This window comes from Streptomyces sp. NPDC050315 (genome assembly GCF_040655775.1).
GTDB lineage: Bacteria > Actinomycetota > Actinomycetes > Streptomycetales > Streptomycetaceae > Streptomyces.
Window position 1 is genome coordinate 106,212 of record NZ_JBFAKN010000010.1, and the last position, 24,369, is coordinate 130,580.

Below are 24,369 nucleotides of genomic sequence, written 5' to 3' on the forward strand. Positions count from 1 at the left end.
CGTGTGCCGTCGGGCCCCGTCAGGGTGGGCCCCTACGGCTGCCGCCCGGCCCGCCCCCCGGCGGGCCGCACGGAGTTCACAGCTCGACCAGCACCGCCCCGGTGTGGCCGCCCTGGACGAGCTCCTGCAACGCCTGCGGGGCCTGGTCCAGGCCCCGCAGCCGGCTGTGCGCGAAGATCAGCGTGCCGTCGCGCAGCCCGCGCCCGAACTCCTCGGTCCACTCCGCGGTGAGCCCCGCGTGGTCCCGTACCGAGAAGCCGCGCAGCGTGACCCGCCGGGAGACCACCAGCGCGGCGTCCAGCTCGACCGGCGCGGTGGTCCCGTCGCCCGCCCCCAGCTGCGCCGACAGCGCGCCCACCAGCGCGAACCGGGCCCCAGTACGGGCCGATTCGAGCGCCGCCGCCAACTGCTCGCCGCCCACGGTGTCCAGCAGGACGTCGATGCCGTTGGGCGCCGCCTTGCGCAGCTGCGGGCCGATCGGCCCGGCGCCGCGGAGCACCACCTCGTCGTAGCCCAGCTCCTTCACCAGGTACTCGGCCTTGCTCTCGGAGCCGGTGGAGCCGATGACCCGGCGCGCCCCCAGGCGCCGGGCGAGCTGGCCCGCGAGGCTGCCGACGCCGCCGGCCGCGCCGGTGATGAACACCGTGTCGCCGGGCCGCACCTGCGCGATGCGCACCAGCGCACCCCAGGCGGTGGCGCCCTGCGAGAGGTGCGCCGCCGGGTCGGGCAGCGCCTCGGGGCCGATGCGGTGCGCGCGTGCCGCGTCCACCAGGGCGTACTCCCGCCAGCCCAGGTCGTGCCGGACGAGGTCGCCGGGCGCGAAGCCGCCGCCGGGCGCCTCGACGACCTCGCCGATCGCCGCGCCCCACAGCGCCCGGCCCGGCACGAAGGAGGGCATGGGCAGTTCGGCCGCGGTCATCATCGTGCGCATCACGGCGGTCACGGCCATGATCCGGTTGCGTACCAGGACCGTGCCCGGCGCCGGTACCGGCAGCGGGGTGTCGGCCACCGTGAAGTGATCCGGTGTCAGGGCGCCGTCGGCGCGGGCGGCGAGACGGACTTCACGGTGAGTGGCGGGGTGGACGGGCGCGGCCATGGGGGGAGGCTCCTGGGGGATAGAGGGCTGCGGACGATTGCGGGGACGGTTGCGCGGAGCCCGTACGCACGCGCCGCGTCCGGACTCATGGGCCGACCGTGCACGACCGGTACGACCGGAACGAAGCTTTCCCAAATCTCCACGACAGATCAATACCGTCTGGTTGGATTATTGTTTGCGCCGTCAATAGAATTCGGCCAGATCCGCCGGAGGCGGACGCGCCCAGAACGAACATGCGGAGGACCGCCGGTGGCCAAGCAGGAACGGGCAGTGCGCACTCGACAGGCCGTCCTCGTGGCGGCGGCCGAGGTCATCGGCGAGCGCGGCTACGAAGCGGCCACCATCGCGGAGATCATCCAGCGGGCCAAGGTCACCAAGGGCGCGCTGTACTTCCACTTCCCGTCCAAGGACGCCCTGGCCCGCGCGGTCATAGCCGAACAGACCGAGATGCTCGTCCCGCCGCCGAGCGACTCCCGGATACAGGACGTCATCGACTTCAGTCACCAGGTGGCGCGGGCGCTCCGCGAGGACCCGGTACTGCAGGCCGGCACCCGGATCGCGGTGGAGACCACCTTCAGCCACCAGCCGATGGTGCCGTACCAGGACTGGATCGAGATCGTGACCAGGATGTTCACCGATGCGCGCGAGCGCGGGGAGTTGCTGCCGGCGGTGAATCCGGCGAAGGCCGCGGAGTTCGTCGTGTCCGCGTACATGGGCGTGCAGCTCTTCTCCCACGCCGCGGCGAACCGCGCCGACCTGCACGAGCGCGTCACCTCTCTGTGGCGGCACGTCCTCCCGAGCCTGACCCCGCCGGGTGCCATGAGCCATCTGACCCCCAGCGGCCGATGGGAGCGCCACGCCGCCTGACCGACCCCGGCTCCTCCCCCGACGGCGGCCCGATGGCCGCCGTCTTTTGCCGTCCTGGGCAACCCGTCGCTTCATGTGGCGCGGCCGAAAACGCCGCTGGCTCGATAACTATGTCGTCACACGTAACACTTCTGGCCAAAGATTCACTCTGGAGCACTAGAAAACAAACCTTCCGGTTCGTATCTTGGGGCGGCAGGCGCTGAGTAAGGGCGCAGCCCGCGTCCGCACAGGGAAGGAACCCGCATGACCGTCGTTCTGACCGTGCCGCCCGCCGTCCGCGGCCCACGCGCCGCACCTCCGGGGCAATCCGCCGCACTCACTCCGCCGCGGCCACTGACCACCACGGTTCCGCGGGAGTACGTCCACCGCAGCTCGGTCACCGAGGTCTTCCTCACCGACTGGCGCGGCAACGGTGCGGACGCCTGGACCGTCGCCGCCCAATGGCCGCGCGCCCACAGCTTCTACGGCCCCGCGCACGGACTGCACGACCCGGTGATGCTGGCGGAGACCGTACGGCAGGCCGGCCTCCTCCTCAACCACGTCGGACACGGCGTACCACTGGGCCACCCGGTGATCTGGGGCAGCATGCGGTACACCGCCGACCCCGAGGCCCTTGCGGTCACCGGCGCCCCCGCCGACGTCGACGTACACGTCAGCGACCACGACATCGTGCGCAGAGGCAGCCGGCTGGCCGGCATGCGGCAGATCTTCGACGCCTACCGGGACGACCGGCACCTGGGACGCGTCGAGTGCACCTTCACCTGCCACGTCCCGGCCGTCTACCGGCGCTTGCGCGGCCCGTACGCCGACCTCGGCCACGCGCACTCGCGGCTGCTCCCGCCGGCCGCCCCCGTCCGCCCGGCGCTGGTCGGCCGGGACCGCACGGCCGACGTGGTGCTCTCCCCCACCGACGAGGCCGGCCGCTGGCAGCTGCGGGTCGACACCGCGCACCCGGTGCTCTTCGACCACCCGGTCGACCACGCGCCGGGGATGCTGATGGTGGAGGCCGCCCGGCAGGCCGCGTACGCGGCGGCGGGCCCCGGCCCCACGATCGCCGTCGCGATGGACTGCACCTTCGTCCGCTACGCCGAGCTGGACGCGCCGTGCTGGATACGTACCGAGGCGGCGGGGCACGACGACGCCGGCCGCCCGCGCGTCGCGGTGACCGCGGAACAGAACGACCACCCGGTTTTCACGGCCACGGTGACCTGCGCGCCCGTCGGTTGAGCCGCGCGCCCGTCGGCTGACCGGCGGTCCGCCCGGCCCGTCCGCCGGGCTCTCCTGTCGCCCCCTATGTCCCCAGCGTCAGCCGCTGCTTGGGCGCGTCCGTGCGGCCGGTCGGCGGGGTGCGGCTGCCTGCCCGGTACGGCGCGGGCCAGGGTGCACCGGGGCCGGAATACCCCTGTTCCGCGGCGGCGTGCAGGGTCCAGTTCGGGTCGTAGAGATGCGGCCGGGCCAGCGCGCACAGGTCGGCGCGGCCCGCGAGAATCAGCGAATTGACGTCGTCCCAGGACGAGATGGCGCCGACCGCGATCACCGGAATTCGCACCGCGTTGCGGATGCGATCGGCGAACGGCGTCTGGTACGAGCGTCCGAACGCGGGCTGCTCGTCGGGGACCACCTGCCCCGTGGAGACATCGATCGCATCGGCCCCGTGCGCGGCGAAGGCCCGCGCGATCTCCACCGCGTCCTCGGCGGTGGTGCCGCCCGCCGCCCAGTCGGTGGCGGAGATCCGTACCGTCATGGGCCGCCCGGCCGGCCAGACGGCACGTACCGCGTCGAAGACCTCCAGCGGGAAGCGCAGCCGCCCGGCGAGGTCCCCGCCGTACGCGTCGGTGCGCTGGTTGGTGAGCGGCGAGAGGAAGCCGGAGAGCAGATAGCCGTGGGCGCAGTGCAGTTCGAGCAGGTCGAAGCCGGCGCGCGCGGCACGCTCGGCGGCGCGGACGAAGTCCTCGCGCACGCCCGCCAGCTCCTCGGTGGTCAGCGCGTGCGGTATCTGGTTGACGCCCGTGCGGTACGGGATCGGAGAGGCGGCCACGAGCGGCCAGTTGCCCTCCGGGAGCGGCTGGTCGATGCCCTCCCACATCAGCCGCGTCGAGCCCTTGCGGCCCGAGTGGCCGAGCTGGACGCCGATCGCGGTGCCGGGCGCGCCGGCGTGCACGAAGTCGGTGACCCGGCGCCAGGCGGCCTCGTGCTCCGGCGCGTACAACCCCGTACACCCCGGCGTAATGCGGCCCCGGCGGCTGACGCAGACCATTTCCGTCATCACCAGGCCCGCGCCGCCGAGGGCCCGGGCGCCGAGGTGGACGAGGTGGAAGTCGCCCGGCGTGCCGTCCGCGTCGGCGCTGTACATGTCCATCGGGGAGACGACGACACGGTTGCGCAGGGTAAGCCCGGCGAGCCGGAACGGCGTGAACATCGGCGGCGTGCCGGGCGCCACGCCGGCCTCCTCCTCGACCGCGGCGACGAAGCGGGGGTCGCGCAGCCGGAGGTTGTCGTGAGTGACCCGGCGGCTGCGGGTGAGCAGGTTGAAGGCGAACCGGCGGGGCGGCTGGTCGACGTACTGCGGGAGGTTCTCGAACCACTCCAGGCTGGCGCGCGCCGCCCGCTGGGTGGACTCGACGACGGGCCGGCGCTCGGCCTCGTACGCCGCGAGCGCGTCCGGGAGTACCGCGTGCTCCTGAAGGCAGGCGGCGAGCGCGAGGGCGTCCTCGACGGCGAGCTTGGTGCCGGAGCCGATGGAGAAGTGGGCGGTGTGCGCGGCGTCGCCGAGCAGCACGATGTTGCCGTGCGACCAGCGGGCGTTGGTGACCGTACGGAAGGCGGTCCAGGCGGAGTTGTTGCCGTGCAGCGGGCGGCCGCCCAGCGTGTCCGCGAAGAGCTTGGCGCACTGGTCGACGGACTCCTCCACCGGGCAGGCGTCCCAGCCGGCCCGCCGCCAGACGTCCTCGTGCGCCTCGATGATGACGGTGCTCGCCCGCTCCCCATACGGGTATCCGTGCAGCTGCAGCACCCCGTGCGCGGTCTCGGCGATGTCGAAGCGGAAGGCGTCGAAGGCGAGATCGGCGGAGAGCCAGATGTAGCGGCAGCGGTGAGTGGTCAGGTGCGGGCGGAAGATCTCGGCGTGCGCGCCGCGCGTGGCACTGTGCACGCCGTCGGCGGCGATCACCAGATCGTGGTCGCGGGCGAGTTCGGCGGCGGGCGGCGCCTCGGTACGGAAGCGCAGCCGTACGCCGAGTGCGCGGCAGCGCTCGTGCAGCAGCTGGAGGAGACGGCGGCGCCCGATGGCGGCGAAGCCGTGGCCGCCGGAGGTGAGGGTGCGGCCGCGGTGCGCGATGTCGATGGCGTCCCAGCGTACGTACTCACGGCGCAGCGCCTCGTGGACGACCGGGTCGGCCTGTTCGATGCCGCCCAGGGTCTCGTCCGAGAGGACCACGCCGAAGCCGAAGGTGTCGTCGGGCGCGTTGCGCTCCCAGACGGTGACGTCGCGGGCCGGATCCAGGCGCTTGAGCAGTACCGCCGCGTACAGTCCACCGGGGCCGCCCCCGATGACGGCCACCCGGCCGCCGGGCAGCGCCCCGTCCCCGGGGCCCCCGGGGCTCATTTCCCCTGCCACTTCGGGCTGCGCTTGGCGGTGAACGCCGCGTGGAACTCCGCGTAGTCGGAGCTGTTCATCAGCAGCGCCTGGGTCGCCGCGTCCATCTCGACGGCCGCCGCGAGCGGCATGTCCAGCTCGGCGGTGAGCAGCGCCTTGGTCTGCGCGTGGGCGAGCGCGGGCCCGGCCGCGAGCCGACGGGCCAGCGCGGCGGCGGCCTCGTGGGCCTGACCCTCCTCGGCCAGCTCGCTGATCAGCCCGATCCGCTCGGCTTCGGGGGCGCGTACGGCCTCCCCCAGCATCAGCAGCCGGGTGGCGTGCCCGAGGCCGACGACGCGGGGCAGCAGGTAGGCCGCGCCCATGTCGCCGCCGGAGAGCCCGACCTTGGTGAAGAGGAAGGCGAAGCGCGCCGAGGGGTCGGCGACGCGGAAGTCGGCGGCGAGCGCGAGGACGGCGCCGGCCCCCGCGGCCACGCCGTGCACGGCCGCGATCACCGGGAACGGGCATTCCCGCAGCGCCCGTACGACCTGGCCAGTCATGCGGTTGAAGTCCAGCAGCTGCCCGGTGTCCATCTCCAGCGTGGCGCCGATGATCTCTTCGACGTCGCCGCCGGAGCAGAAGCCGCGCCCCTCGCCGCCGAGCACGAGGGCACGTACGGCACGTTCGCGGGAGAGCTCGGCGAGCAGATCGCGGAGGTCGGCGTAGGCGCCGAAGGTGAGGGAGTTGAGGGTGTCCGGGCGCGCGAGGGTGACGGTGGCGACCCCGTCCTCCCTGGTCACGCGGAGGTGTTCCCATGCGTCGGTGGCGTGCGCGGAACCTGTGAACGGGCTCATGGGCGTCGTGCCCCCTTCAGCCGGAGGGCTGGTGCCTGGCGGTGTCCGGAGCTACTGGTGTCCGGTGTCACCTGCCCGGGAAGTTATCACGCAACTGTTACTGCCGTCACGAGTACGCGATAAGGCGTCCGTCTTGCCGTTCCGGCGTCGCTACGGCCGGTGACGAGCCGTTCGCAGTGAATATTCGTACCGTTATAGGAGGACATCACGCCCACAGCACGCCCTCCATCACGTCCCTGCGAACGGAACGGATCTTGTCGGAGCCAGCCGCCCCGCCGTCCTGGCGGATCACGCTGCCGCACACCACAGCCGCGGTGCCGATCGCGCGCGCCCTGATCCGGATGGCGTTCACGGACATGCGGGTGGCGGCGGACAGCGACACGGCCGAGCTGCTCACCGGCGAGCTGGTGGCCAACGCCGTCGAGCACACCCCCGGGGACAAGCCGATCGAGCTGGTCATCGAGCTGCTGCCGAGCGGCCACCAGCACGTCGAGGTGCACGACAACGATCCGGCGCCGGTGCAGGGGCTGGGCGACGACGCGTTCCCGGAGGTGGATCTGCTGGACGAGGGCGGCCGGGGGCTGCTGCTGATCCGCACCCTCAGCGCGGATTCCGGCTATCGGCCTACTGAGCAGGGGAAGGCTGTGTGGTTTCGGTTGCCGGGGGAGGGGGCGGGGTGAGGGGGAGGTTATCCACAGGGGGCGATGTGGGTGGGTCGGGGTCGGTACGGTCGGGGGTGTGCGGTGGAGGTGGGGGAGGGGCCTTACCGCCGGTGGTTGGGGAGAGGGAGGGGCCCTTGCCAGGGAAGTTCACCCCTTCGGCGTCACTTCCCCCACAGATTTCCCCACACCCCCACCCAACCGCGAATGCCGCCGCCCGTACACCGCATACACCACGGCGCCGACCCCCAGAAACACCCCGAACTGCAGCCAAGTAGCCGGCCCCGTGCCGTACATCAGGTACAGGCAGAACCCGACCCCCAGCACCGGGCTGACCGGGAACAGCGGCACCCGGAAGCGGCGCGGCAGTTCGGGCCGGGTGCGGCGCAGTCGCATGACGCAGACGTTGACCACGGCCATGACCGCGAGCGTTCCGATGGTGGTCAGATTCATGACCACGTCCAGCGGCACCACAGCCGCCGGTATCGCGAAGACGACCGCGACGATCCAGGTGCCCTGGACCGGCGTGGACGTCTTCGGTGAGATCCGTTCGAATACTCGCGGGATCAGCCCGTCCCGGGACATCGACATCAGGATGCGGGTCTGCCCGTACATCACCGCGAGGACGACCGACGCGATGGCCACCACCGCGCCGAAGGCGATGATCCCGCCGCCCAGCGCCGAGCCGGTGACCCGGTCGACGATCAGGGAGAGCGCGGCGGGCTTGTCGGCGACGTCGTCCGCGGAGAGCGCGCCGATCGCGGCGAGCGCGACCAGGCAGTACAGCACGGTGACGAGGCCGATGCAGATGAGGATCGCGGCGGGGATGTTCCGCCGCGGGTTCCTGACCTCCTCCCCCGCCGTGGTGACCGCGTCGAAGCCGATGTACGAGAAGAACGCGACCGAGGCGCCGGAGGTGATCCCGGCGGCGCCCTGCGCCGCGAACGGCGACAGGTTGCCGTCCTGGAACGCGGTGAACGCGATCACGCAGAACAGAATCAGTACGCCGATCTTCACGACGGCCATCGCGGCGGTGGCGCGGGCGCTCTCCCGGATGCCGCGCACGAGGAGCGTGGCGGCGAGCAGCATGACGACGACGGCCGGGACGTTGACGATGCCGCCGTCACCGGGCGGCGCGGACAGCGCGGCGGGCAGCTGCCACCCCACCAGGCTGTCCAGCAGCTCATTGAGGTACTGCCCCCAGCCCACCGCGACCGCCGAGACCGACACTCCGTACTCCAGCAGCAGGCACCAGCCGACGAGGAAGGCGGTGCGCTCGCCGAGCGTGGCGTACGCGTAGGAGTACGAGCTGCCGGACACCGGGATCGCGCCGCCCAGCTCGGCGAAGGAGAACGCGGTGAAGACGCAGGTGATCGCCGCGAGCACGAAGGAGACGACGACGGCGGGGCCGGCCTCGGCGACGGTGTCCGACAGGCCGACGAAGATGCCCGTGCCGACGATCGCGCCGACGCCGAAGCACACGAGCTGGAAGAGGCCCATGGTGCGCTTGAGGCCGTGGCCTTCGAGATCCGCGCCGGATTCGGCGACGAGCAGGTCGGGGGACTTGATGCGCAGTCCGGACGCGGACATGGGGTGGTTCTCTTTCTGGTGGTGCGACGTGCCCGGCGGGGGTGGGCGGGCACGGAGAAGGGGGACGAGCTGGTGAGCCCGTCCCCCTGAGTTCGGTTCGATGGTAACCGAAATGGTGCATGATCGCCCATTGGGGCGTATTTCTATGCGGCAGACGCCGCCCCCCGCTCAGCGGGCTCAGCGCCCGAGCGTCGCGACCATGACCGCCTTGATCGTGTGCATCCGGTTCTCCGCCTCGTCGAAGACGACCGAGTGCGCCGACTCGAAGACCTCGTCGGTGACCTCCAGCGACTCCAGGCCGTGCTGGGCGTAAATCTCCCGGCCGACAGCCGTGCCGAGATCGTGGAAGGCCGGCAGGCAGTGCATGAACTTCACGTTCCCCTTGCCCGTGGCGCGCAGCACGTCCATCGTCACGGCGTACGGGCCGAGCAGCGCGATCCGCTCGTTCCAGACCTCCTTGGGCTCGCCCATCGACACCCAGATGTCGGTGGCGACGAAGTCCGCGCCGCGCACGCCCTCGGCAACGTCCTCGGTGAGGGTCAGCCGGGCGCCGCTCTGCTCGGCGAGCCGCCGGGCGCTCGCGATCACCGACTCCTCGGGCCACAGCTGCTTCGGCGCCACGATGCGTACGTCCATGCCGAGCAGGGCGCCGGTGACCAGGTAGGAGTTGCCCATGTTGTACCGGGCGTCGCCGAGGTAGGCGAAGGACAGCTCCTCCAGCGGCCGGCCGGGGCTGTGCTCGATCATGGTGAGCACGTCGGCGAGCATCTGGGTGGGGTGCCACTCGTCGGTCAGACCGTTGAAGACCGGCACGCCGGCGTGCGCGGCCAGCTCCTCGACGTTCACCTGGGCGCTGCCGCGGTACTCGATCCCGTCGAACATCCGGCCGAGCACGCGGGCGGTGTCCTTCACCGACTCCTTGTGCCCGATCTGCGAGCCGGAGGGGTCCAGGTACGTGGTGTGGGCGCCCTGGTCGGCGGCCGCGACCTCGAAGGAGCAGCGGGTGCGGGTGGAGGTCTTCTCGAAGATCAGGGCGATGTTGCGCCCTTTCAGCCGCTGCTCCTCGGTGCCCGCGCGCTTCGCGGCCTTCAGCTCCGCCGCGAGGTCGATCAGATGGCGGAACTCCTCGGCGGTGAAGTCCAGCTCCTTGAGGAAATGGCGGCCCGTGAGGTCAATCGCCACGGCAGGCTCCTAGGTCGCGGCCAATGGGGTCAGGTACGACCGTGCGGTCGAATTATGGAAGTGTATACGACGCTACGCATTCCTATTCAACGAGCCGGGGCCGCCGCGTCTCACCCGATGCCGTTCCGCTCCACCGGGCAGCTCATGCAGCGCGGCCCGCCGCGGCCCCGCCCGAGCTCGCTCCCCGGAATCGTGATCACCTCGATCCCGCGCTTCCGCAGAAACGTATTCGTGGTGACATTCCGCTCGTACGCCACCACCACGCCCGGCTCCACCGCCAGCACATTGCAGCCGTCGTCCCACTGCTCGCGCTCCGCGGCGTGCACGTCCTGCGTCGCGGTCAGCACCCGCACGCCGTCCAGGCCGAGCGCCGCCGCGATCGCCCGGTGCATGTGCTCCGGCGGGTGATCGGTGACCTTCAGCTCCTGCTCGCTCGCGCCCGGCTCGATCGTGTACGAGCGCAGCATCCCCAGCCCCGCGTACTGCGTGAACGTATCGCCGTCCACCATCGTCATCACCGTGTCCAGGTGCATGAAAGCGCGCCGCTTGGGCATGTCCAGCGCCACGATCGTCTGCGCGGAGCCGGCCGCGAACAGCCCGCGGGCCAGCATCTCCACCGCCTGCGGCGTGGTCCGCTCGCTCATCCCGATCAGCACCGCGCCATTGCCGATCACCAGCACGTCGCCGCCCTCGATCGTGGACGGGTACGCCGCCTGACCCTCGGACCACACGTGGAAACGTTCGTGCGTGAAGAGCGGGTGGTACCGGTAGATCGCCTCGTAATGGACCGTCTCACGCTGCCGCGCGGGCCAGCGCATCGCGTTCACCGACACCCCGTCGTACACCCACGCCGAGGTGTCCCGCGCGAAGAGATGGTTCGGCAGCGGCGGCAGCAGGAAATCGTCCAGATCCATCACATGGAACCGCACCGACGTCGGCTCGGGGTTGCGCTCCAGGAACTCCCGCTTGGTCATCCCGCCGATCAGCGCCTCGACCAGCTCCGCCAGCGGCAGCTCGTCGAACGCGGTCCGGAGGTGGTCGGTGGCCAGCGGACCGTACTCCTTCTCGTTGAAGACCCGGTCCAGCACCAGCGCCCGCGCCTCGGGGATCCGCAGGCTCTCCGCCAGCAGATCCGCGAAGAGGTGCACCTCGACGCCGCGGTCGCGCAGGGTGTCGGCGAAGGCATCGTGCTCGGCCCGCGCGCGCCGTACCCACAGCACGTCGTCGAAGAGCAGTGCGTCCTTGTTGGACGGGGTGAGGCGCTTCAGCTCCAGGTCGGGGCGGTGCAGGATGACCCGGCGGAGGTGACCGACCTCTGAGTCGACATGGAATCCCATCCCCCCATCCTGGCCGGATTCGACGATGATCACTCGGTATCCGGGAAGGTGGGTGCGGCGCGGCCCCGGTGGCAGGGGCCGCGCCTGTACCGGGGATCAGCCCAGCTGACTCTGCACCTGCGAGGAGATGATCTCCAGGTGGTCCAGGTCGTCGAGGTCCAGCAGCTGGAGGTAGAAGCGGGAGGCGCCGGCCTCCGCGTACCGGCCGATCTTGTCGACCACCTCGGCCGGCGAACCCGCCAGGCCGTTCGCCTTCAGCTCCGCCACGTCCCGCCCGATGGCCGCGGCGCGGCGCGCCACCTCGGCGTCGTCCTTGCCCACGCAGGCGACCAGCGCGTTGGAGTACACCAGGTCGTCGCCCTTGCGGCCGATCGCCTCGGCCGCCGCCCGCACCCGGCCGAACTGCCGCTGCGTGTCCTCCAGGGAGGCGAAGGGGATGTTGAACTCGTCGGCGTACCGTGCGGCCAGCCGCGGCGTACGCGTCGCGCCGTGCCCGCCGATCAGCACCGGCACCTTGCGCTGCGCGGGCTTCGGCAGCGCCGGGGACTTCTCCAGCTGGTAGTACGTCCCCTCGTACGAGAACTCCTCGCCGACCGGCGTCTCCCACAGCCCCGTGACGATCGCCAGCTGCTCCTCCAGCCGCGCGAACTTCTCCTTGGGGAACGGGATGCCGTACGCCTTGTGCTCCTCCTCGAACCAGCCCGCGCCCAGCCCCAGCTCGACCCGGCCGCCGGACATCCGGTCCACCTGGGCGACCTGGATGGCGAGCACGCCGGGCAGCCGGAACGTACCGGCGGTCATCAGCGTGCCGAGGCGGATGCGCTTCGTCTCACGGGCCAGCCCGGCGAGCGTGATCCAGGCGTCGGTGGGCCCGGGCAGCCCGTCCCCGGCCCCCATCGCCAGATAGTGATCCGACCGGAAGAACGCGTCGAAGCCGAGGTCCTCGGTGGCCTTGGCGACGGTGAGGAGGGTGTCGTAGTCGGCGCCCTGCTGAGGCTCGGTGAAAATTCGCAGATCCATCCCCCCATCTTCCCCCTCCCCTCCCCCCACCCCCCGCACCACCACCCACCAACCCACCCCTCACCGACCCACCAACCTCCCGCCCACCACCCGCCGCGGCCGGGCTCCCCCGGGCCGGCCCCCGCTCATCCGCCCGCGGACTCGTCCACCCGACTTGGCCTCGTCCGTTCGCGCTCGTCAGTGCGTCGGGCTCGGTCTCGGTCTGCTCCCTCAGGCCAGGTCGTGGTCGTGGGGGCGGTCGCGGACCAGGAGTTGTTTGAGGATGGCGGCGGCTCGGTCGCGGGACTCGTCGGCTGCGTCCATCGCCTCCACGCAGGTCCAGTAGAGGCCGTCCTCCTCCGCCGCGCAGACGACGCTCACCAGTGCCTCGCAGACCTCGGCCAGCAGGCCGCACAGGTCCGTCAACGCGAGCTTGCTGTCGCGGACTTCGGACAGCTGGGCTGCCCTGGGGCCGTACGACCTCGGTACCGGACACAGCACCGCCGCACCCGAGCGTCCTCCCGCCTCGCCCAGCCTCCGCGCCTTGGCCCGCACTTCGAACGGTCCCGATATCGCCAGGAGGCTGCCGACCGCCTCCGCCAGGGCCTGCGCCTGCCACGCCTCGATGACGATGTCCTGGACCGTCCGCGCCTGGGCCAGACCGTGCCGACTGGCCGCGATGATCCGCACCGCATCCATGCACGACCCCTTCCCTTGCCTCGTCCGCTGCCTTGCGCACACCTGTCACTACCCAGAGTGAACTGGAACCGCCGAAAGCGCTAGAGTAATTCGCAAATCTGTGGACAACTAAGGCGAGTTTGCGAGATCCATCACTCCGGAGAGTGACGACGAGGTCGATTCGCGGGGAATCGTTCCTCATTGCGCTCGATCTTCGCGGCGAGCGCGGCCGCCGGGTCGATGCCCAGTACGCCGCAGAACTGGAGCAAGTACGCCAGCACATCCGCCACTTCGTCCTCGACCCGCGCCGCGGATTCCTCGTCGGCCATGATCTTGGCGGACTGGTCCGGAGTCAGCCACTGGAAAATCTCGACCAGTTCGGATGCCTCGACGCTGAGCGCCGCGGCGAGATTCTTCGGGGTGTGGTACTGCTGCCAGTCCCGGGCCGCCGCGAAGTCGGCCAGCCGGCGCTGCAGGGTTGCAAGATCTTCACTCATGCCCCCAGGTGTAGCACCCCGACCTCCGGCAGCCGGGCGGCGGCCGGGGCGTCCGTCACCGTCCCCAGCAGCCGGATGTGGCCGCGCGCCGCCATCCGTACGGCCAGCGCGAGCAGCTCGGCCGACTGCCGCCGGTCCAGGCAGCGGTCCAGCCCGTCCACGACCACGGTCAGCACCTGACGGGCCGGCAGCACCTCGGCGACCGCGTCGACGGCCAGCACGCCGGGGCCGGTCAGCAGCACCAGCGCCAGCGCGAGATAGCGCAGCTCGCCGTCGCCCAGCCAGTCGACGGGCAGCGCGCCGCACTCCCCGCCGCGCTCCAGCACGGCCCGTACCGCCGGTACGTCGGCCGCCGCACGGCCCGCGTCCTGCCGTGGGCCCGGCTCCGCGCGGAGTCCCTGTACCGGGCCCGGGCTCGGGCAGCCGGCGCGTACCGCGGCGACGAGCGCCGCGTGGCGGGTGGCGCACTCCCGGCTGGTGCGCTCCAGTACGGCGGCGAGGTTGCCGCAGTCCGGCCGCAGCCGTGCGCCTTCGGGGGCGTCCATCGCGCCCGCCCCCACAGCCCCGTTCGGCCCCGGCCCCGTCGCGGGACGCGCGCCCCGAGCCACCGCGCGTACCACCTCGGGGCGCGGGTCGCAGAGGAAGGAGGAGCGCAGGGCGATCAAGGTCTGTTCGGCAGCGGCCAGCACCAGGCGCTGGCCCTCCGTCGTGCCCGCGACGCGCAGCGGCAGCAGTGCGGTGCCCAGCCGGTCGTCGGGGAGCGGTGCGCGGGTGACGGGTGCGGCTCCGGCGGTGTGCCATGCGGCCTGCACCGTGGGGCGGCCGGGGTCGGTGAGCGCGGTGGTGAACAGGGTCCGGCCGCCGCCGGTGAGCCGTTCGCCGGCGATCCGCAGCTCGGGTTCGGTCTGTACGGCGACGTCGAGACGCACCGGGCCGACCGGTCCGTCGACCGTGCAGCCGACGCGGAAGCCGCGCCGCCCCTGCGCGTCCGGCGCGGCTTGATCCGGTACGCAGGCCGCGGCGCCGCCCGGTACGGCGACGAGCGCCCGCTCCAGCGACTCCCCGGCACCGAGCCGCACGAGCAGGCCGTACGCCTGGAGTGCGCTCGACTTACCGCTGCCGCTCGGCCCGGCGAAGAGGGTGAGCGGGCCGAGCGGGTAGGTCGCACCGCGGTGCGACTTGAAGGCGGAGAGGCGCAGCTCGGTGACGAGGGGGCGGATCGGCCCCCCGCTCGCCTCGGTGTTCGGGTCCGCGTCCACGGCCACGGTGGTCGCGGCCGCCGGCGGCGCGGCGTCGTCCGTACGGCTCCAGGGGTTCATGCCGGGAACGCTAGAGAGCCGGGTCGTCGGAGAACCGTTACGGCGGACGGCCGTTCCTACGAATGGGGGACGCCGGCGCTGCGCCTACGGGCGCGGCGCGGCCCCCGCGCGCGGTTCGTCGACCTCCGTGCCGATCGGCGCGAGCAGGAAGACGTTCGTGTCAACACGGTGCATGCCGCTGCCGATGCCGAAGACGACGCCGCTGGAGAAGTCGAGGATGCGCTTGGCCACATCCGTGTCGGCGCTGCTCAGGTCGAGCAGCACGGGCACTTGGGCCATGAGGTGCTCGGCGACCTCGCGGGCGTCGGCGAAGGTCTGGACGCGGATGACGATGAACCGCCGGGACGCCTCGCTCGGTTCGTCGTCGGGCAGGGCTCGGTGGTCGGGCCACGAGGGCCACTCGCGGCCGCCGCGCAGCGGGACGACCTCAGCGAGGCCCTCCCACTGTTCGTCGGTGGCGTCGGGGCGGGTCACCGGATCACCTCGCTCGCAAGGGCGCTGGGCAGCTGCGTTATCTGCATCGAGCAATTCTAGGGATATACATACAAACCTGACGGGGCATGACACGCGTTTGGCGTCACCCGTTGCCCCCATCCTGCACCATGACGCCTGGCCAGCGCATACTCTGCGACATTTGTCCGACCCTCGCGGACCTCACTCCTCTCCGAGTGCGCGTGCCAGGAGTTCCGCCAGGTGTGTCCCCCGCCGTCCGGTGAGGTCCGTGAGCTGGGTGCGGCAGCTGAAGCCGTCGGCGAGGAGTGGGGTGTCGGGGGCGGAGCGGCGTACGGCCGGGAGGAGGGCGTGTTCCGCGACGGCCACGGAGACGTCGTGGTGGCCGCGTTCCACGCCGAAGTTGCCGGCCAGGCCGCAGCAGCCGCCGAGGCGTTCGACCTCCGCGCCTGCTGCGGCGAGCAGCGCGGCGTCCGTGTCCCAGCCCAGGACGGCGTGGTGGTGGCAGTGCGGCTGGGCGACGGCCTTCGTGCCGGTGAGGTCGGGGGGCGACCAATCGGGGGTGGCGGTGAGCAGCTCGGCGAGGGTACGCGTCGCGGCAGCGACCTCCCCAGCGGCGGCGACCTCCCGCGCGGCCGCCGCCTCGCCCGAGCCCGACTCACCCGCCGCCTCTCCCGAGCCCGCCGCCGCCCCGTATGCGCCGCCCCCGCCCAGAAGTTCCGCCGCGTCCGAGCGCAGTACCGCGGTGCAGGACGGTTCGAGGCCGACGACCGGTATGCCCGCGCGTACGTACGGGAGGAGGGCGCGGACGGTGGCGCGTACGCGGCGGCGGGCGGCGTCGAGCTGGCCCGTGGTGATCCAGGTGAGGCCGCAGCACACGGGGCGTTCGGTGACCCTGACCCGGTAGCCCGCGGCTTCCAGTACGGCAACCGCCGCCCGGCCCGTGTCCGGCGCGAAGGCATCGGTGAAGGTGTCGACGAAGAGGACCACGTCACCATGAGGCGCCTCGGCCGGCGGTACTGGACGGTCCGCGAACCAGTGGCGGAAGGTCATGCTCGCGAAGGCAGGCAACGACCGGCGGGCGTCGACGCCCGCGCCCCAGGTGAGGAGCGGATGCAGCAGCCGGGAGCGCAGCACCGCATTCGCCGCCCGTGTCGCCCCCGGTATGCGCGTGGTCAGTCGGGTCCAGAGGGGCAGCCGGCCCAGCGCGTAGTGGCTGCGGGGCCGCAGACGGCCCCCAAGGAGGGGCCCGCGCCCGTATTTCTGGTGGAGGGCCTCGGCCTTGTATGTGGCCATGTCGGTGCCCGTGGGGCAGTCCGAGGAGCAGCCCTTGCAGGCGAGGCAGAGGTCGAGCGCTTGGTGGAGGGCGGGTGAGCGCCAGCCGTCGGGGCCGAGGGCGCCGGTGACGACGTCCTGGAGGACGCGGGCGCGGCCGCGGGTGGAGTCCTTCTCCTCGCGGGTGGCGAGGTAGCTGGGGCACATCACGCCGCCGGTGGCGGTGGTGTCGGCGCGGCATTTGCCGACGCCGGTGCAGCGGTGCACGGCGCGGGAGAGGTCGCCGCGGTCGGCGTGATGAGCGAGGGCCAGGGTGGGGAGTTCGCGGCGGGTCAGGGGGCGGGCGGCGGCGGCGCGTACGGCGTGGTCGACGGGGTCGGGGCGGACGATGACGCCGGGGTTGAGGAGGTCGTCGGGGTCGAAGAGGGCCTTGACGCGGGCGAAGAGCGCGAGGGCGGCCGGGGAGTACATCAGGGGCAGGAGTTCGCCGCGGGCGCGGCCGTCGCCGTGTTCGCCGGAGAGGGAGCCGCCGTGCCGGGCGACGAGGCGGGCGGCCGCGAAGAGGAAGTCGCGCATGGCCTTCGTGCCGCCGGGGGCGTCGAGCGGGAAGTCGATGCGGAGGTGGAGGCAGCCGTCGCCGAAGTGGCCGTAGGGGACGCCGGTGAGGTGGTGGTCGTCGAGGAGGGCTTCGAATTCGCGGAGGTACGGGCCGAGTTGTTCGGGTGGTACGGCGGCGTCCTCCCAGCCCGCGTGGGCCGGCGCGCCGTCGGGGGTGCGGGCGGCGAGGCCCGCGCCGTCCTCGCGGATGCGCCACAGCGCGGCGGCCTCGGCGGGGTCGGTGACGGTACGGGAGTCGAGCGCGCCGGCGTCCCGTACGAGCCGGGCCGCGGCGTCCACCAGGTACGGCACGGTCTCGCCGACGAGTTCCACGAGCAGCCAGCCCTCGCCTCGCGGGAGGGCTGGGACGGCCGCGCGGCCCCTGCGGGCGATGACCGTGCGGACGATGCGGGCGTCGAGGCCCTCGCAGGCGACCGGTGTGTGCTTCAGGAGCGCCGGTACGGCGTCGGCGGCGTCGGCCATCGTGGGGTAGCCGAGGACGGTGAGAACGCGGTGCGGGGCGTCGCGGACGAGGCGGAGCCGGGCGGCGAGGGTGAGCGCGAGGGTGCCTTCGCTGCCGACGAGGGCGCGTGCCACGTCGAAGCCGCGCTCGGGCAGGAGGTGTTCGAGGGCGTAGCCGGAGACCTGGCGGGGGAAACGGCCCAGTTCGGTGCGGAGGACGGCGAGTTCTTCGGTGACCGTGCGCCGGAGGGCGGTCAGGAGTGGCGAGGCGGTCGCCTCCGAGGACCTCACCTCCGAGGACCTCGCCTCCGAGGACCTCGCCTCCGGAGACCTCGCCTCCGAGGATCCGAGGCGCAGCCGCTCCCCCGTCCCTGTGAGGACGTCGAGGCCGAGTACGTTGTCGCTGGTCCGGCCGTATCCGAGGGCCCGGGAGCCGCAGGCGTTGTTGCCGATCATGCCGCCGAGAGTGGCGCGGTTGTGGGTGGAGGGGTCGGGGCCGAAGCGCAGGCCGTGGGGTGCGGCGGCGCGTTGCAGGTCGGCGAGGACGACGCCGGGTTCGACCAGGGCGGTACCGGCCTCGGGGTCGATCTCCAGTACATGGTTGAGGTGGCGGCTCGCGTCGATGACGACGCCCGGGCCGATCGCGTTGCCGGCGATGGATGTGCCCGCGCCGCGCATCGTGACCGGCACCCCGTGCTCGGCGCACACCTCCCGTACGGCCGCGATCTCGTCGGTGTGCCGCGGGGTGACCACGGCCAGCGGGGCGATGCGGTACAGCGAGGCGTCGGAGGCGTAGAGGGAGCGGGCGAGGTCGGAGGCGTCGACGTCGGTCACATCGGCGCGGCGCAGGGCCGCGAGGAGCCCGGCGGCGGCCTCACTGCTGGGCCGGGACTTCGGCGACGGGCGCATGACTCTCCCTTTCCGAGGCAGCTGCGGGGGCGTGGCGGCGCCTCCGCAGGGCGATGAGGACGACGCAGAGCAGGCTGAGCGCGGACATCGCGACGATGTAGACGACCATCAGCCAGGGGCTGCCGCCGCCCGCCGAGAGCAGCGCGGTGAGGATCAGCGGGGTGCAGCCGCTCGCGACGACGCCGGAGACCTGGTAGACGCAGGAGACGCCGCTGTAGCGGACGTTGGCGGGGAACAGGTCGGCGTACAGGGCTGCCTGCGGCCCGTACATCGCGCCGTAGAAGAGGCCGAGGGTGACGACCAGGGTGCCGCCGATGACGAGGACGGAGCCGGTGTCGAAGAGCGCGAAGGCGGGGACGGCGGAGGCGCCGAAGAGGGCGGCGCCCAGGCCGAAGGTGCGCAGCAGGCCGAAGCGGTCGCCGAGGGCGCCCCACAGCGGGATCATCGGGACGCAGACGGCGGCGGCCGCCATGACGCCGATGAGGGCGTGGGTGCGGGGGACGTGCAGTTCGGTGGTGGTGTACGCGATGGCGAAGACGCCCCAGGTGTTGAAGGCGATGCCCTCGGCCATGCGGGTGCCCATGCCGAGCAGCAGATTGACCTTGGAGGTGCGGAGCAGTTCGACGAGGGGGATGCGGGCCCGGGTGTGCTGGTCGCGTACGGAGCGGAAGGCGGGCGTCTCGTAGACCTGGAGGCGGATGTAGAGGCCGATGAGGACGAGGACGGCGCTGAGCAGGAAGGCGATGCGCCAGCCCCAGGTGAGGAACTGCTCGCTGTCCAGGACGGAGGAGAGCAGCGCGAAGACGCCGGTGCCGAGCATGAGGCCGGCGGGGACGCCGATCTGGGGCCAGCTGCCGTAGTAGCCCTTGCGGCCTTCCGGGGCGTGCTCGACGGACATCAGGACCGCGCCGCCCCATTCACCGCCGATGCCGATGCCCTGGAGGATGCGGAGCAGGACGAGCAGGACCGGGGCCCAGACGCCGATGGACTCGTAGGTGGGCAGGACGCCGATGAGGCAGGTGCCCGCGCCCATGATGAACATGGTGGTGACCAGGGCGGTCTTGCGTCCTACCCGGTCGCCGAAGTGGCCGAAGACGATGCCGCCGAGCGGGCGGGCCACAAAGCCGATCGCGAACGTCGCGAAGGCAATGAGGGTGCCGACGAGGCTGTCGAACTTCGGGAAGAAGAGCTTGTCGAAGACGATGCCGGCGGCGGTGCCGTAGAGGAAGAAGTCGTACCACTCGATGGTGGTGCCGATGGCTCCGGCGAACGCGATCTTCCCGATGGGGCTCGCCTGTTGCTCCTGTTGCTTCTCTTGCTGCTGTTTCTCCTGTTGCACGGCTGCGCTCCCTTCACCAGTTGCGGAGCGACTCGTGGAAGATCCGGCCGGCCGCGTCGGTGGTGAGCGGGCGCGGTACGACGGAGAGCTGGCGCGACTGCTTCATCGTGCCGGCGACCAGGGTGTCCAGATCGGACTCGGTGTAGCCGAAGGCGGCGATGCCGTTGGGCATGCCGATGTCGCGGAGGAGTTCGCGCAGGACGCGCGGGAGCGCCTCGGCGCCCTCGTCGGGGTCGACGGGCCGGCCACCGATCAACTCGGCTGCGCGCAGGTGGCGTTGCGGGTCGGCCGGGTACGTGAAGCGGAAGGCGGCCATGGCGGTGGAGGCGACGGCCTGGCCGTGCGGGACCATCGGCATTTCCGGGTAGCCCTCGGCGCGATAGTTCTCGACGGCGCCGGCGATGGGGTACGCGTTGGCGTGCGGGATGTGCGTACCGGCGTTGCCGAAGCCCATGCCGGTGACGGCGGAGGCGTACGCCATGCCGTAGCGCGCGGACAGGTCGTTGCCGTTCATGACCGCCCGGCGCAGATGCTTGCCGACCAGTTCCATGGCCTTTTCGCACCACACGTCGCTGATGGGGTTGGCGCCGCAGAACGCGGCGCGGGCCGCGGCGTCGGGGAAGGCGGGGCGGGCGTCGAAGGCGAGCGCGGTGTAGCTCTCGGCGGCGTGGGTGAGGACGTCCATGCCGCTGGCGGCGGTGACGGCGGGCGGTACGGAGAGCGTGGTGAGCGGGTCGACGACGGCGAGCGCGGGGCGCAGCCGGGGGTGACTGATGCCGGCCTTCAAGCGCAGGTCGAGGAGATCGACGACGCAGATGGTGGTGGCCTCCGAGCCGGTGCCGGCGGTGGTGGGGACGGCTATCAGGGGCTTGACGGGCAGCTCGGGGACGCGGCCGCCGCCGATGGGCCGGGCGATGTAGTCCATGAGCGTGCCGGGCTGGGTGGTGAGGAGGTTGACGGCCTTGGCGGTGTCCATGGCGGAGCCGCCGCCGACCGCGACATAGCCGTCCCAGTCGCCGGAGCGCGCGAAGGCGACGGCTTCCTCGATGCTGCGGTCGGTGGGTTCCACGGCGACGCCGTCGAAGACGTCGGCGCCGAGCCCGGCGGCCTTGATCGCGTGGGCGACGCGGTCCGGTACGTCGCTCGCGGCGACGCCGGGGTCGGTGATGACCAGGGCGTTGGTGACGCCGAGGGCGCGCAGGTCCTGGCCGATTTCGGCGAGGGCGCCGAGGCCGAATTTCAGGGGCGGCGCGGCCCAGGTGAAGACGGTCTCGGTGGGGTGCTCGAAGTGCGGCATGAAGACTCCTGGCAGCCGAGGGCCGAAGATCTATCAAGATCTTTGGAAGCGCATCCACAATGTGGAGCAGTACCGGCAAGCTAGGGCGGCCGGTGGTCGGCGTCAATGGGTGTGCAGATGTCGATCAACGGGCGGCCGGTAGGCTGCCGCGGGTGAGTGAGCAACGCGCCAAGGCACCCGACACCCCGGCCGGAACGCAGGCCATCGGCCGCGCGATGGCCGTATTGCGGCTGTTCATAGAAGCCGAGGGCGATGTCCAGGTGACCGAGATCGTGCAGCGCCTGGGCCTCACGCCCGGCACCGCGCACCGCGTCGTCGGCGCGCTGGCCGCCGAGGGCTTCCTCAGCCGCAATCCCGCGACCGAGGGCTACTACCTCGGCAGTACGGCCATCCTGCTCGGCCAGGCGGCACAGCGGGCGCTCGGCGCCGACCGCGCGATGCCACTGCTGAAGCAGCTCAACGAGGAGACCAACGAATCGGTCAACCTCGTCGTGCGGGACGGCGGCGAGTCGGTGGTCGTGATGCGCGTCCAGTCGACGCTGCCGCTCCGCTTCGAGCAGCACCCGGGGGCGCGCTTCCCGCTGTACTCCACGGCCTCGGGCAAGGCGATGATGGCCTTCGCCGAGGACGTCGACGACTATCTCGCCGCCCTGCCCGGGCGGCTGGCGGCGGTCACGCCGAACACCGTACGGACGCCCGGGGAGTTCGCGGCGGAGCTGGAGCGCACCCGTGAGCGCGGCTTCAGCATCGACAACGAGGAGAACGTCGAGGGCGTGCGCTGCATCGGCGCCCCCGTGCTCGGCGCCGGGGGTCACGCCCACGCGGCGGTGGTGATCCAGGTCCCCGCCGTCCGCCTCCCCGACACCCGCGTCCGCGAACTGGCCCCCCGCCTGAAGGAGATCGCCGCCCAGGTCGCCCAGGTCGTGCCGTCGGAGCGGACGATGCAGGCGGCCCGGTACGCGGTGGAAGACGGCGACGCGTAGGTCCCGTGCCGGGCATGTGGCGGTCCTGAGCAGGGTATGGACAGGCCGTTGTCATGGACGCTTAATGTGACTCGCCATCAGCGTTACCGGCGGGTACACCGCCGGTAGCGCTGCCCTGCCGCCCGAGGAGTCCGATGAGATCGAGATCGCGCCTCGCCACCAGCGTCATAGCCACGGCGGCGGCCGCTCTGGTCGCCGCCACCCTGCCCAACACCGCCACCGCCCAGCCGACGCCCGACCGCGCCGAAGCCGTCCGCAGCGCCGACGCCGCGCTCGCCGCGCACGCCACCCAACTCGCCGTCACCGCCGGCCAGGACACCTCCGTACGCGATGTCGTCATCGACGACGACGGCAGCCGGCACGTCCGCTACGACCGGACCTTCGGCGGCATCCCCGTACTCGGCGGCGACCTGGTCGTCCACCTCTCCCCCGACGGCAGTTACCGCGGCGCCTCCCGGGCCACCCGCAGCGACCTCGCCGTCCCCACCGTCAAGCCCCTGATCAGCGCGGAGAAGGCCGCGGGGCTGGGCACCACGGCCCTGCGCACCGCCAACTCCGGTACCGCGCTGAGCAAGGTCACCGCCAAGCCGCTGCTGGTCATCGACGCGCTGCACGGCGCACCGCAGCTCGCCTGGCGGACCACCGCCGCGGGCAAGGACGAGCGGGGCAACCCCGCGGCCCACGTCGTCCTCACCAACGCCCGTACCGGCAAGGCGATCGACTCCTGGGACCGACTGGAGACCGCGACCGGCGACGGCAAGTCGCTGTACGGCGGGACCGTGCCGCTGGAGACCACCAAGTCCGGCGAGACGTACCAGCTCAAGGACGCCACCCGCGGCGGTACGTACACCGGCGACGCGCAGAACAAGACCGACTCCTGCATCCTCGGCATCTGCTGGGGCCGCGCCCCCGCCGCCCTCTTCACCGACGCGGACAACCACTGGGGCAGCGGCACCACCACCGACCGCGCCTCGGCCGCGGTGGACGCCCAGTACGGCACGGACACCACCTGGGACTACTACAAGAACGAGCACGGGCGGAACGGCATCGCCGGGGACGGCAAGGGCTCGTACAACCGCGTGCACTACGGCAGCGGCTACAACAACGCCTTCTGGGACGACAGCTGCTTCTGCATGACGTACGGGGACGGCGACGGCAAGGTCTTCGGGCCGCTGGTCTCGCTCGATGTCGCCGGGCACGAGATGTCGCACGGGGTCACCGCGGCCACCGCGAACCTCACGTACAGCGGTGAGTCCGGGGGACTGAACGAGGCGACCTCCGACATCTTCGGGACGCTGGTGGAGTTCTACGCCAAGAACGCGAGCGACCCCGGCGACTACCTCATCGGCGAGAAGATCGTCCGGCCGGACTTCGGGCAGGCCGCGCTGCGCTACATGGACAAGCCGTCCAAGGACACCAAGTCGGCGGACTGCTGGAATTCCAAGGTGAAGGACCTGGACGTGCATTACTCGTCCGGCGTCGCCAACCACTTCGCGTACCTGCTCGCCGAGGGCAGCGGCCAGAAGGTCATCGGCGGGGTCACGCACAACTCGCCCACCTGCAACGGCAGTACGGTCCAGGGCATCGGCAAGGACAAGCTCGGCAAGATCTGGTACCGGGCGCTGACGGTCTACATGACGTCCGGGACGAACTACGCCGCGGCCCGCACAGCCACGCTGAACGCGGCGAAGGACCTGTACGGCGCGGGCAGCGCCGAGCAGAACACGGTGGCGGCGGCCTGGTCGGCGGTCTCCGTCGGCTGACGCACCGTCACACGACCCACGTACCCGGCCGGGCGGCCGCACCGCCCGGCCGGCAGGGTCGCGAACCCGGCCGGTACCGTTGCCGACCATGGCCGAAAGCACCCTGTGGACCCTGTCGATCGCCGCGGTCACCGGCACCACCGCCGTACTGGCCAGCTGGGTCACCAGCCGAGGCGCCACCCGCGCGGCCCGTATCCAGGCCGAGACCGCCGCCGACTCCCAGCGCCGGGAACGCCTCCGGGAGAGCCGCCGCACCGCCTACCTGGATCTGATCGAACAGACGCATCGGATGGGCGAGTTGTTCTGGGAGGTGTCGGACGTGCTGCGGCAGCCGGACGCCGAGGGGAGCACGGCGGCTCTGCAGCAGCTCAGCGAGCGCCAGACGGCCGCGTACGCCCAGCTCCGCCGCTGTACGCGGGTCGTGGAGCTGGAGGGGCCGCTGCCCGCGGCCGCGGCGGCCCGCAAGGTCCTGAAGTCGACGCGCCACTTCCACGCCGCGATCAAGCAAGCGCTGGCGGCCGGCCCGGGCGGTGCGGAGTGGACCGCCGCCGAGGAGCGGTTCGACGCCTCGTACTCCCCCTACTGGGCCACGCTGGAGGCGTTCGTGGACACCGCGCGCGACGCCCACCAGGGAGGATGACG

Annotated in this window: 20 protein-coding genes; 6 read left to right on the forward strand and 14 right to left on the reverse strand. The window is 72.0% G+C overall.

Features of this window, described 5'->3' with window-relative positions; all coding sequences use genetic code 11:
* Positions 1-76 precede the first annotated feature (76 nt).
* Positions 77-1,096 (reverse strand): NADP-dependent oxidoreductase, encoded by a 1,020-nt coding sequence (locus AB0I82_RS31405; RefSeq protein ID WP_363260823.1) that lies wholly within the window; start codon positions 1,094-1,096, stop codon positions 77-79.
* Between the two features lie 270 nt (positions 1,097-1,366).
* On the opposite strand from AB0I82_RS31405, the gene AB0I82_RS31410 reads away from it, so the two are divergent.
* Together AB0I82_RS31410 and AB0I82_RS31415 are read left to right on the forward strand one after the other, a co-directional pair.
* On the forward strand, positions 1,367-1,963 hold the full coding sequence (locus tag AB0I82_RS31410; RefSeq protein WP_363260824.1) for a ScbR family autoregulator-binding transcription factor: 597 nt from the start codon (positions 1,367-1,369) through the stop codon (positions 1,961-1,963).
* 243 nt (positions 1,964-2,206) lie between these two features.
* Complete coding sequence (locus tag AB0I82_RS31415; protein WP_363260825.1) at positions 2,207-3,190, forward strand: ScbA/BarX family gamma-butyrolactone biosynthesis protein; 984 nt, start codon at positions 2,207-2,209, stop codon at positions 3,188-3,190.
* Between the two features lie 64 nt (positions 3,191-3,254).
* Here the strand turns inward: AB0I82_RS31415 and AB0I82_RS31420 are convergent, their stop codons facing one another.
* Both AB0I82_RS31420 and AB0I82_RS31425 read right to left on the reverse strand, forming a co-directional pair.
* Complete coding sequence (locus AB0I82_RS31420) at positions 3,255-5,567, reverse strand: bifunctional salicylyl-CoA 5-hydroxylase/oxidoreductase (RefSeq protein ID WP_363260826.1); 2,313 nt, start codon at positions 5,565-5,567, stop codon at positions 3,255-3,257.
* Positions 5,564-6,391, reverse strand: a complete 828-nt coding sequence (locus tag AB0I82_RS31425) for an enoyl-CoA hydratase family protein (RefSeq protein WP_363260827.1) — start codon at positions 6,389-6,391, stop codon at positions 5,564-5,566. Before AB0I82_RS31425 ends, AB0I82_RS31420 begins: the two co-directional genes overlap by 4 nt.
* Positions 6,392-6,645: 254 nt before the next feature.
* On the opposite strand from AB0I82_RS31425, the gene AB0I82_RS31430 reads away from it, so the two are divergent.
* Positions 6,646-7,071 carry an ATP-binding protein gene (locus AB0I82_RS31430; RefSeq protein ID WP_363260828.1) on the forward strand — a complete coding sequence of 142 codons (426 nt, stop codon included), beginning with the start codon at positions 6,646-6,648 and terminating at the stop codon, positions 7,069-7,071.
* 129 nt (positions 7,072-7,200) lie between these two features.
* Here the strand turns inward: AB0I82_RS31430 and AB0I82_RS31435 are convergent, their stop codons facing one another.
* From AB0I82_RS31435 to AB0I82_RS31485, 11 genes are all read right to left on the reverse strand, one after another.
* Positions 7,201-8,640, reverse strand: a complete 1,440-nt coding sequence (locus AB0I82_RS31435; protein ID WP_363260829.1) for an amino acid permease — start codon at positions 8,638-8,640, stop codon at positions 7,201-7,203.
* 177 nt (positions 8,641-8,817) lie between these two features.
* Positions 8,818-9,822 (reverse strand): ornithine carbamoyltransferase, encoded by a 1,005-nt coding sequence (gene argF, locus AB0I82_RS31440; RefSeq protein ID WP_363260830.1) that lies wholly within the window; start codon positions 9,820-9,822, stop codon positions 8,818-8,820.
* Positions 9,823-9,932: 110 nt separating this feature from the next.
* The gene (locus AB0I82_RS31445) at positions 9,933-11,159 is read right to left on the reverse strand and encodes an arginine deiminase (RefSeq protein WP_363260831.1); all 1,227 of its coding nucleotides are present in this window, start codon (positions 11,157-11,159) and stop codon (positions 9,933-9,935) included.
* 96 nt (positions 11,160-11,255) lie between these two features.
* A complete protein-coding gene (locus tag AB0I82_RS31450; protein WP_363260832.1) occupies positions 11,256-12,179 on the reverse strand; it encodes an LLM class F420-dependent oxidoreductase in 924 nt (307 codons plus the stop codon).
* Between the two features lie 210 nt (positions 12,180-12,389).
* Positions 12,390-12,857, reverse strand: coding sequence for a DUF6099 family protein (locus AB0I82_RS31455; protein ID WP_363260833.1), 468 nt, complete (start codon positions 12,855-12,857; stop codon positions 12,390-12,392).
* Between the two features lie 131 nt (positions 12,858-12,988).
* A complete protein-coding gene (locus AB0I82_RS31460) occupies positions 12,989-13,333 on the reverse strand; it encodes a nucleotide pyrophosphohydrolase (RefSeq protein ID WP_363260835.1) in 345 nt (114 codons plus the stop codon).
* Positions 13,330-14,652 (reverse strand): ATP-binding protein, encoded by a 1,323-nt coding sequence (locus AB0I82_RS31465; RefSeq protein WP_363260836.1) that lies wholly within the window; start codon positions 14,650-14,652, stop codon positions 13,330-13,332. The genes AB0I82_RS31460 and AB0I82_RS31465 overlap by 4 nt, the downstream gene beginning before the upstream one ends.
* Positions 14,653-14,736: 84 nt before the next feature.
* Positions 14,737-15,126, reverse strand: coding sequence for a cell division protein SepF (locus AB0I82_RS31470; RefSeq protein ID WP_030261034.1), 390 nt, complete (start codon positions 15,124-15,126; stop codon positions 14,737-14,739).
* Positions 15,127-15,306: 180 nt separating this feature from the next.
* Positions 15,307-18,345, reverse strand: a complete 3,039-nt coding sequence (locus AB0I82_RS31475) for an FAD-linked oxidase C-terminal domain-containing protein (protein WP_363260837.1) — start codon at positions 18,343-18,345, stop codon at positions 15,307-15,309.
* Entirely contained in the window at positions 18,311-19,684 is a 1,374-nt protein-coding gene (locus AB0I82_RS31480; RefSeq protein WP_363260838.1) for an MFS transporter, read from the reverse strand. The genes AB0I82_RS31475 and AB0I82_RS31480 overlap by 35 nt, the downstream gene beginning before the upstream one ends.
* 13 nt (positions 19,685-19,697) lie before the next feature.
* Positions 19,698-20,981 (reverse strand): hydroxyacid-oxoacid transhydrogenase, encoded by a 1,284-nt coding sequence (locus AB0I82_RS31485; RefSeq protein ID WP_363260839.1) that lies wholly within the window; start codon positions 20,979-20,981, stop codon positions 19,698-19,700.
* Between the two features lie 152 nt (positions 20,982-21,133).
* On the opposite strand from AB0I82_RS31485, the gene AB0I82_RS31490 reads away from it, so the two are divergent.
* The 3 genes from AB0I82_RS31490 to AB0I82_RS31500 all read left to right on the forward strand — a co-directional run bounded on the left by AB0I82_RS31490 (position 21,134) and on the right by AB0I82_RS31500 (position 24,367).
* Positions 21,134-21,964: an IclR family transcriptional regulator gene (locus tag AB0I82_RS31490; RefSeq protein WP_363260840.1), complete on the forward strand. Its 831-nt coding sequence runs from the start codon at positions 21,134-21,136 to the stop codon at positions 21,962-21,964.
* A 134-nt stretch (positions 21,965-22,098) separates the two neighbouring features.
* Entirely contained in the window at positions 22,099-23,727 is a 1,629-nt protein-coding gene (locus tag AB0I82_RS31495; protein WP_363260841.1) for a M4 family metallopeptidase, read from the forward strand.
* 88 nt (positions 23,728-23,815) lie between these two features.
* Positions 23,816-24,367 (forward strand): hypothetical protein, encoded by a 552-nt coding sequence (locus AB0I82_RS31500; protein ID WP_363260842.1) that lies wholly within the window; start codon positions 23,816-23,818, stop codon positions 24,365-24,367.
* Positions 24,368-24,369 lie beyond the last annotated feature (2 nt).

Bases quoted from the DNA above. Each gene is read 5' to 3' on its own strand.
- AB0I82_RS31405 (WP_363260823.1), bottom strand. From the start codon at position 1,096: ATGGCCGCGCCCGTCCACCCCGCCACTCACCGTGAAGTCCGTCTCGCC.
- AB0I82_RS31415 (WP_363260825.1), top strand. From the start codon at position 2,207: ATGACCGTCGTTCTGACCGTGCCGCCCGCCGTCCGCGGCCCACGCGCC.
- AB0I82_RS31420 (WP_363260826.1), bottom strand. From the start codon at position 5,567: ATGAGCCCCGGGGGCCCCGGGGACGGGGCGCTGCCCGGCGGCCGGGTG.
- AB0I82_RS31425 (WP_363260827.1), bottom strand. From the start codon at position 6,391: ATGAGCCCGTTCACAGGTTCCGCGCACGCCACCGACGCATGGGAACAC.
- AB0I82_RS31435 (WP_363260829.1), bottom strand. From the start codon at position 8,640: ATGTCCGCGTCCGGACTGCGCATCAAGTCCCCCGACCTGCTCGTCGCC.
- AB0I82_RS31445 (WP_363260831.1), bottom strand. From the start codon at position 11,159: ATGGGATTCCATGTCGACTCAGAGGTCGGTCACCTCCGCCGGGTCATC.
- AB0I82_RS31450 (WP_363260832.1), bottom strand. From the start codon at position 12,179: ATGGATCTGCGAATTTTCACCGAGCCTCAGCAGGGCGCCGACTACGAC.
- AB0I82_RS31455 (WP_363260833.1), bottom strand. From the start codon at position 12,857: ATGGATGCGGTGCGGATCATCGCGGCCAGTCGGCACGGTCTGGCCCAG.
- AB0I82_RS31460 (WP_363260835.1), bottom strand. From the start codon at position 13,333: ATGAGTGAAGATCTTGCAACCCTGCAGCGCCGGCTGGCCGACTTCGCG.
- AB0I82_RS31465 (WP_363260836.1), bottom strand. From the start codon at position 14,652: ATGAACCCCTGGAGCCGTACGGACGACGCCGCGCCGCCGGCGGCCGCG.
- AB0I82_RS31475 (WP_363260837.1), bottom strand. From the start codon at position 18,345: ATGCGCCCGTCGCCGAAGTCCCGGCCCAGCAGTGAGGCCGCCGCCGGG.
- AB0I82_RS31485 (WP_363260839.1), bottom strand. From the start codon at position 20,981: ATGCCGCACTTCGAGCACCCCACCGAGACCGTCTTCACCTGGGCCGCG.
- AB0I82_RS31495 (WP_363260841.1), top strand. From the start codon at position 22,099: ATGAGATCGAGATCGCGCCTCGCCACCAGCGTCATAGCCACGGCGGCG.
- AB0I82_RS31500 (WP_363260842.1), top strand. From the start codon at position 23,816: ATGGCCGAAAGCACCCTGTGGACCCTGTCGATCGCCGCGGTCACCGGC.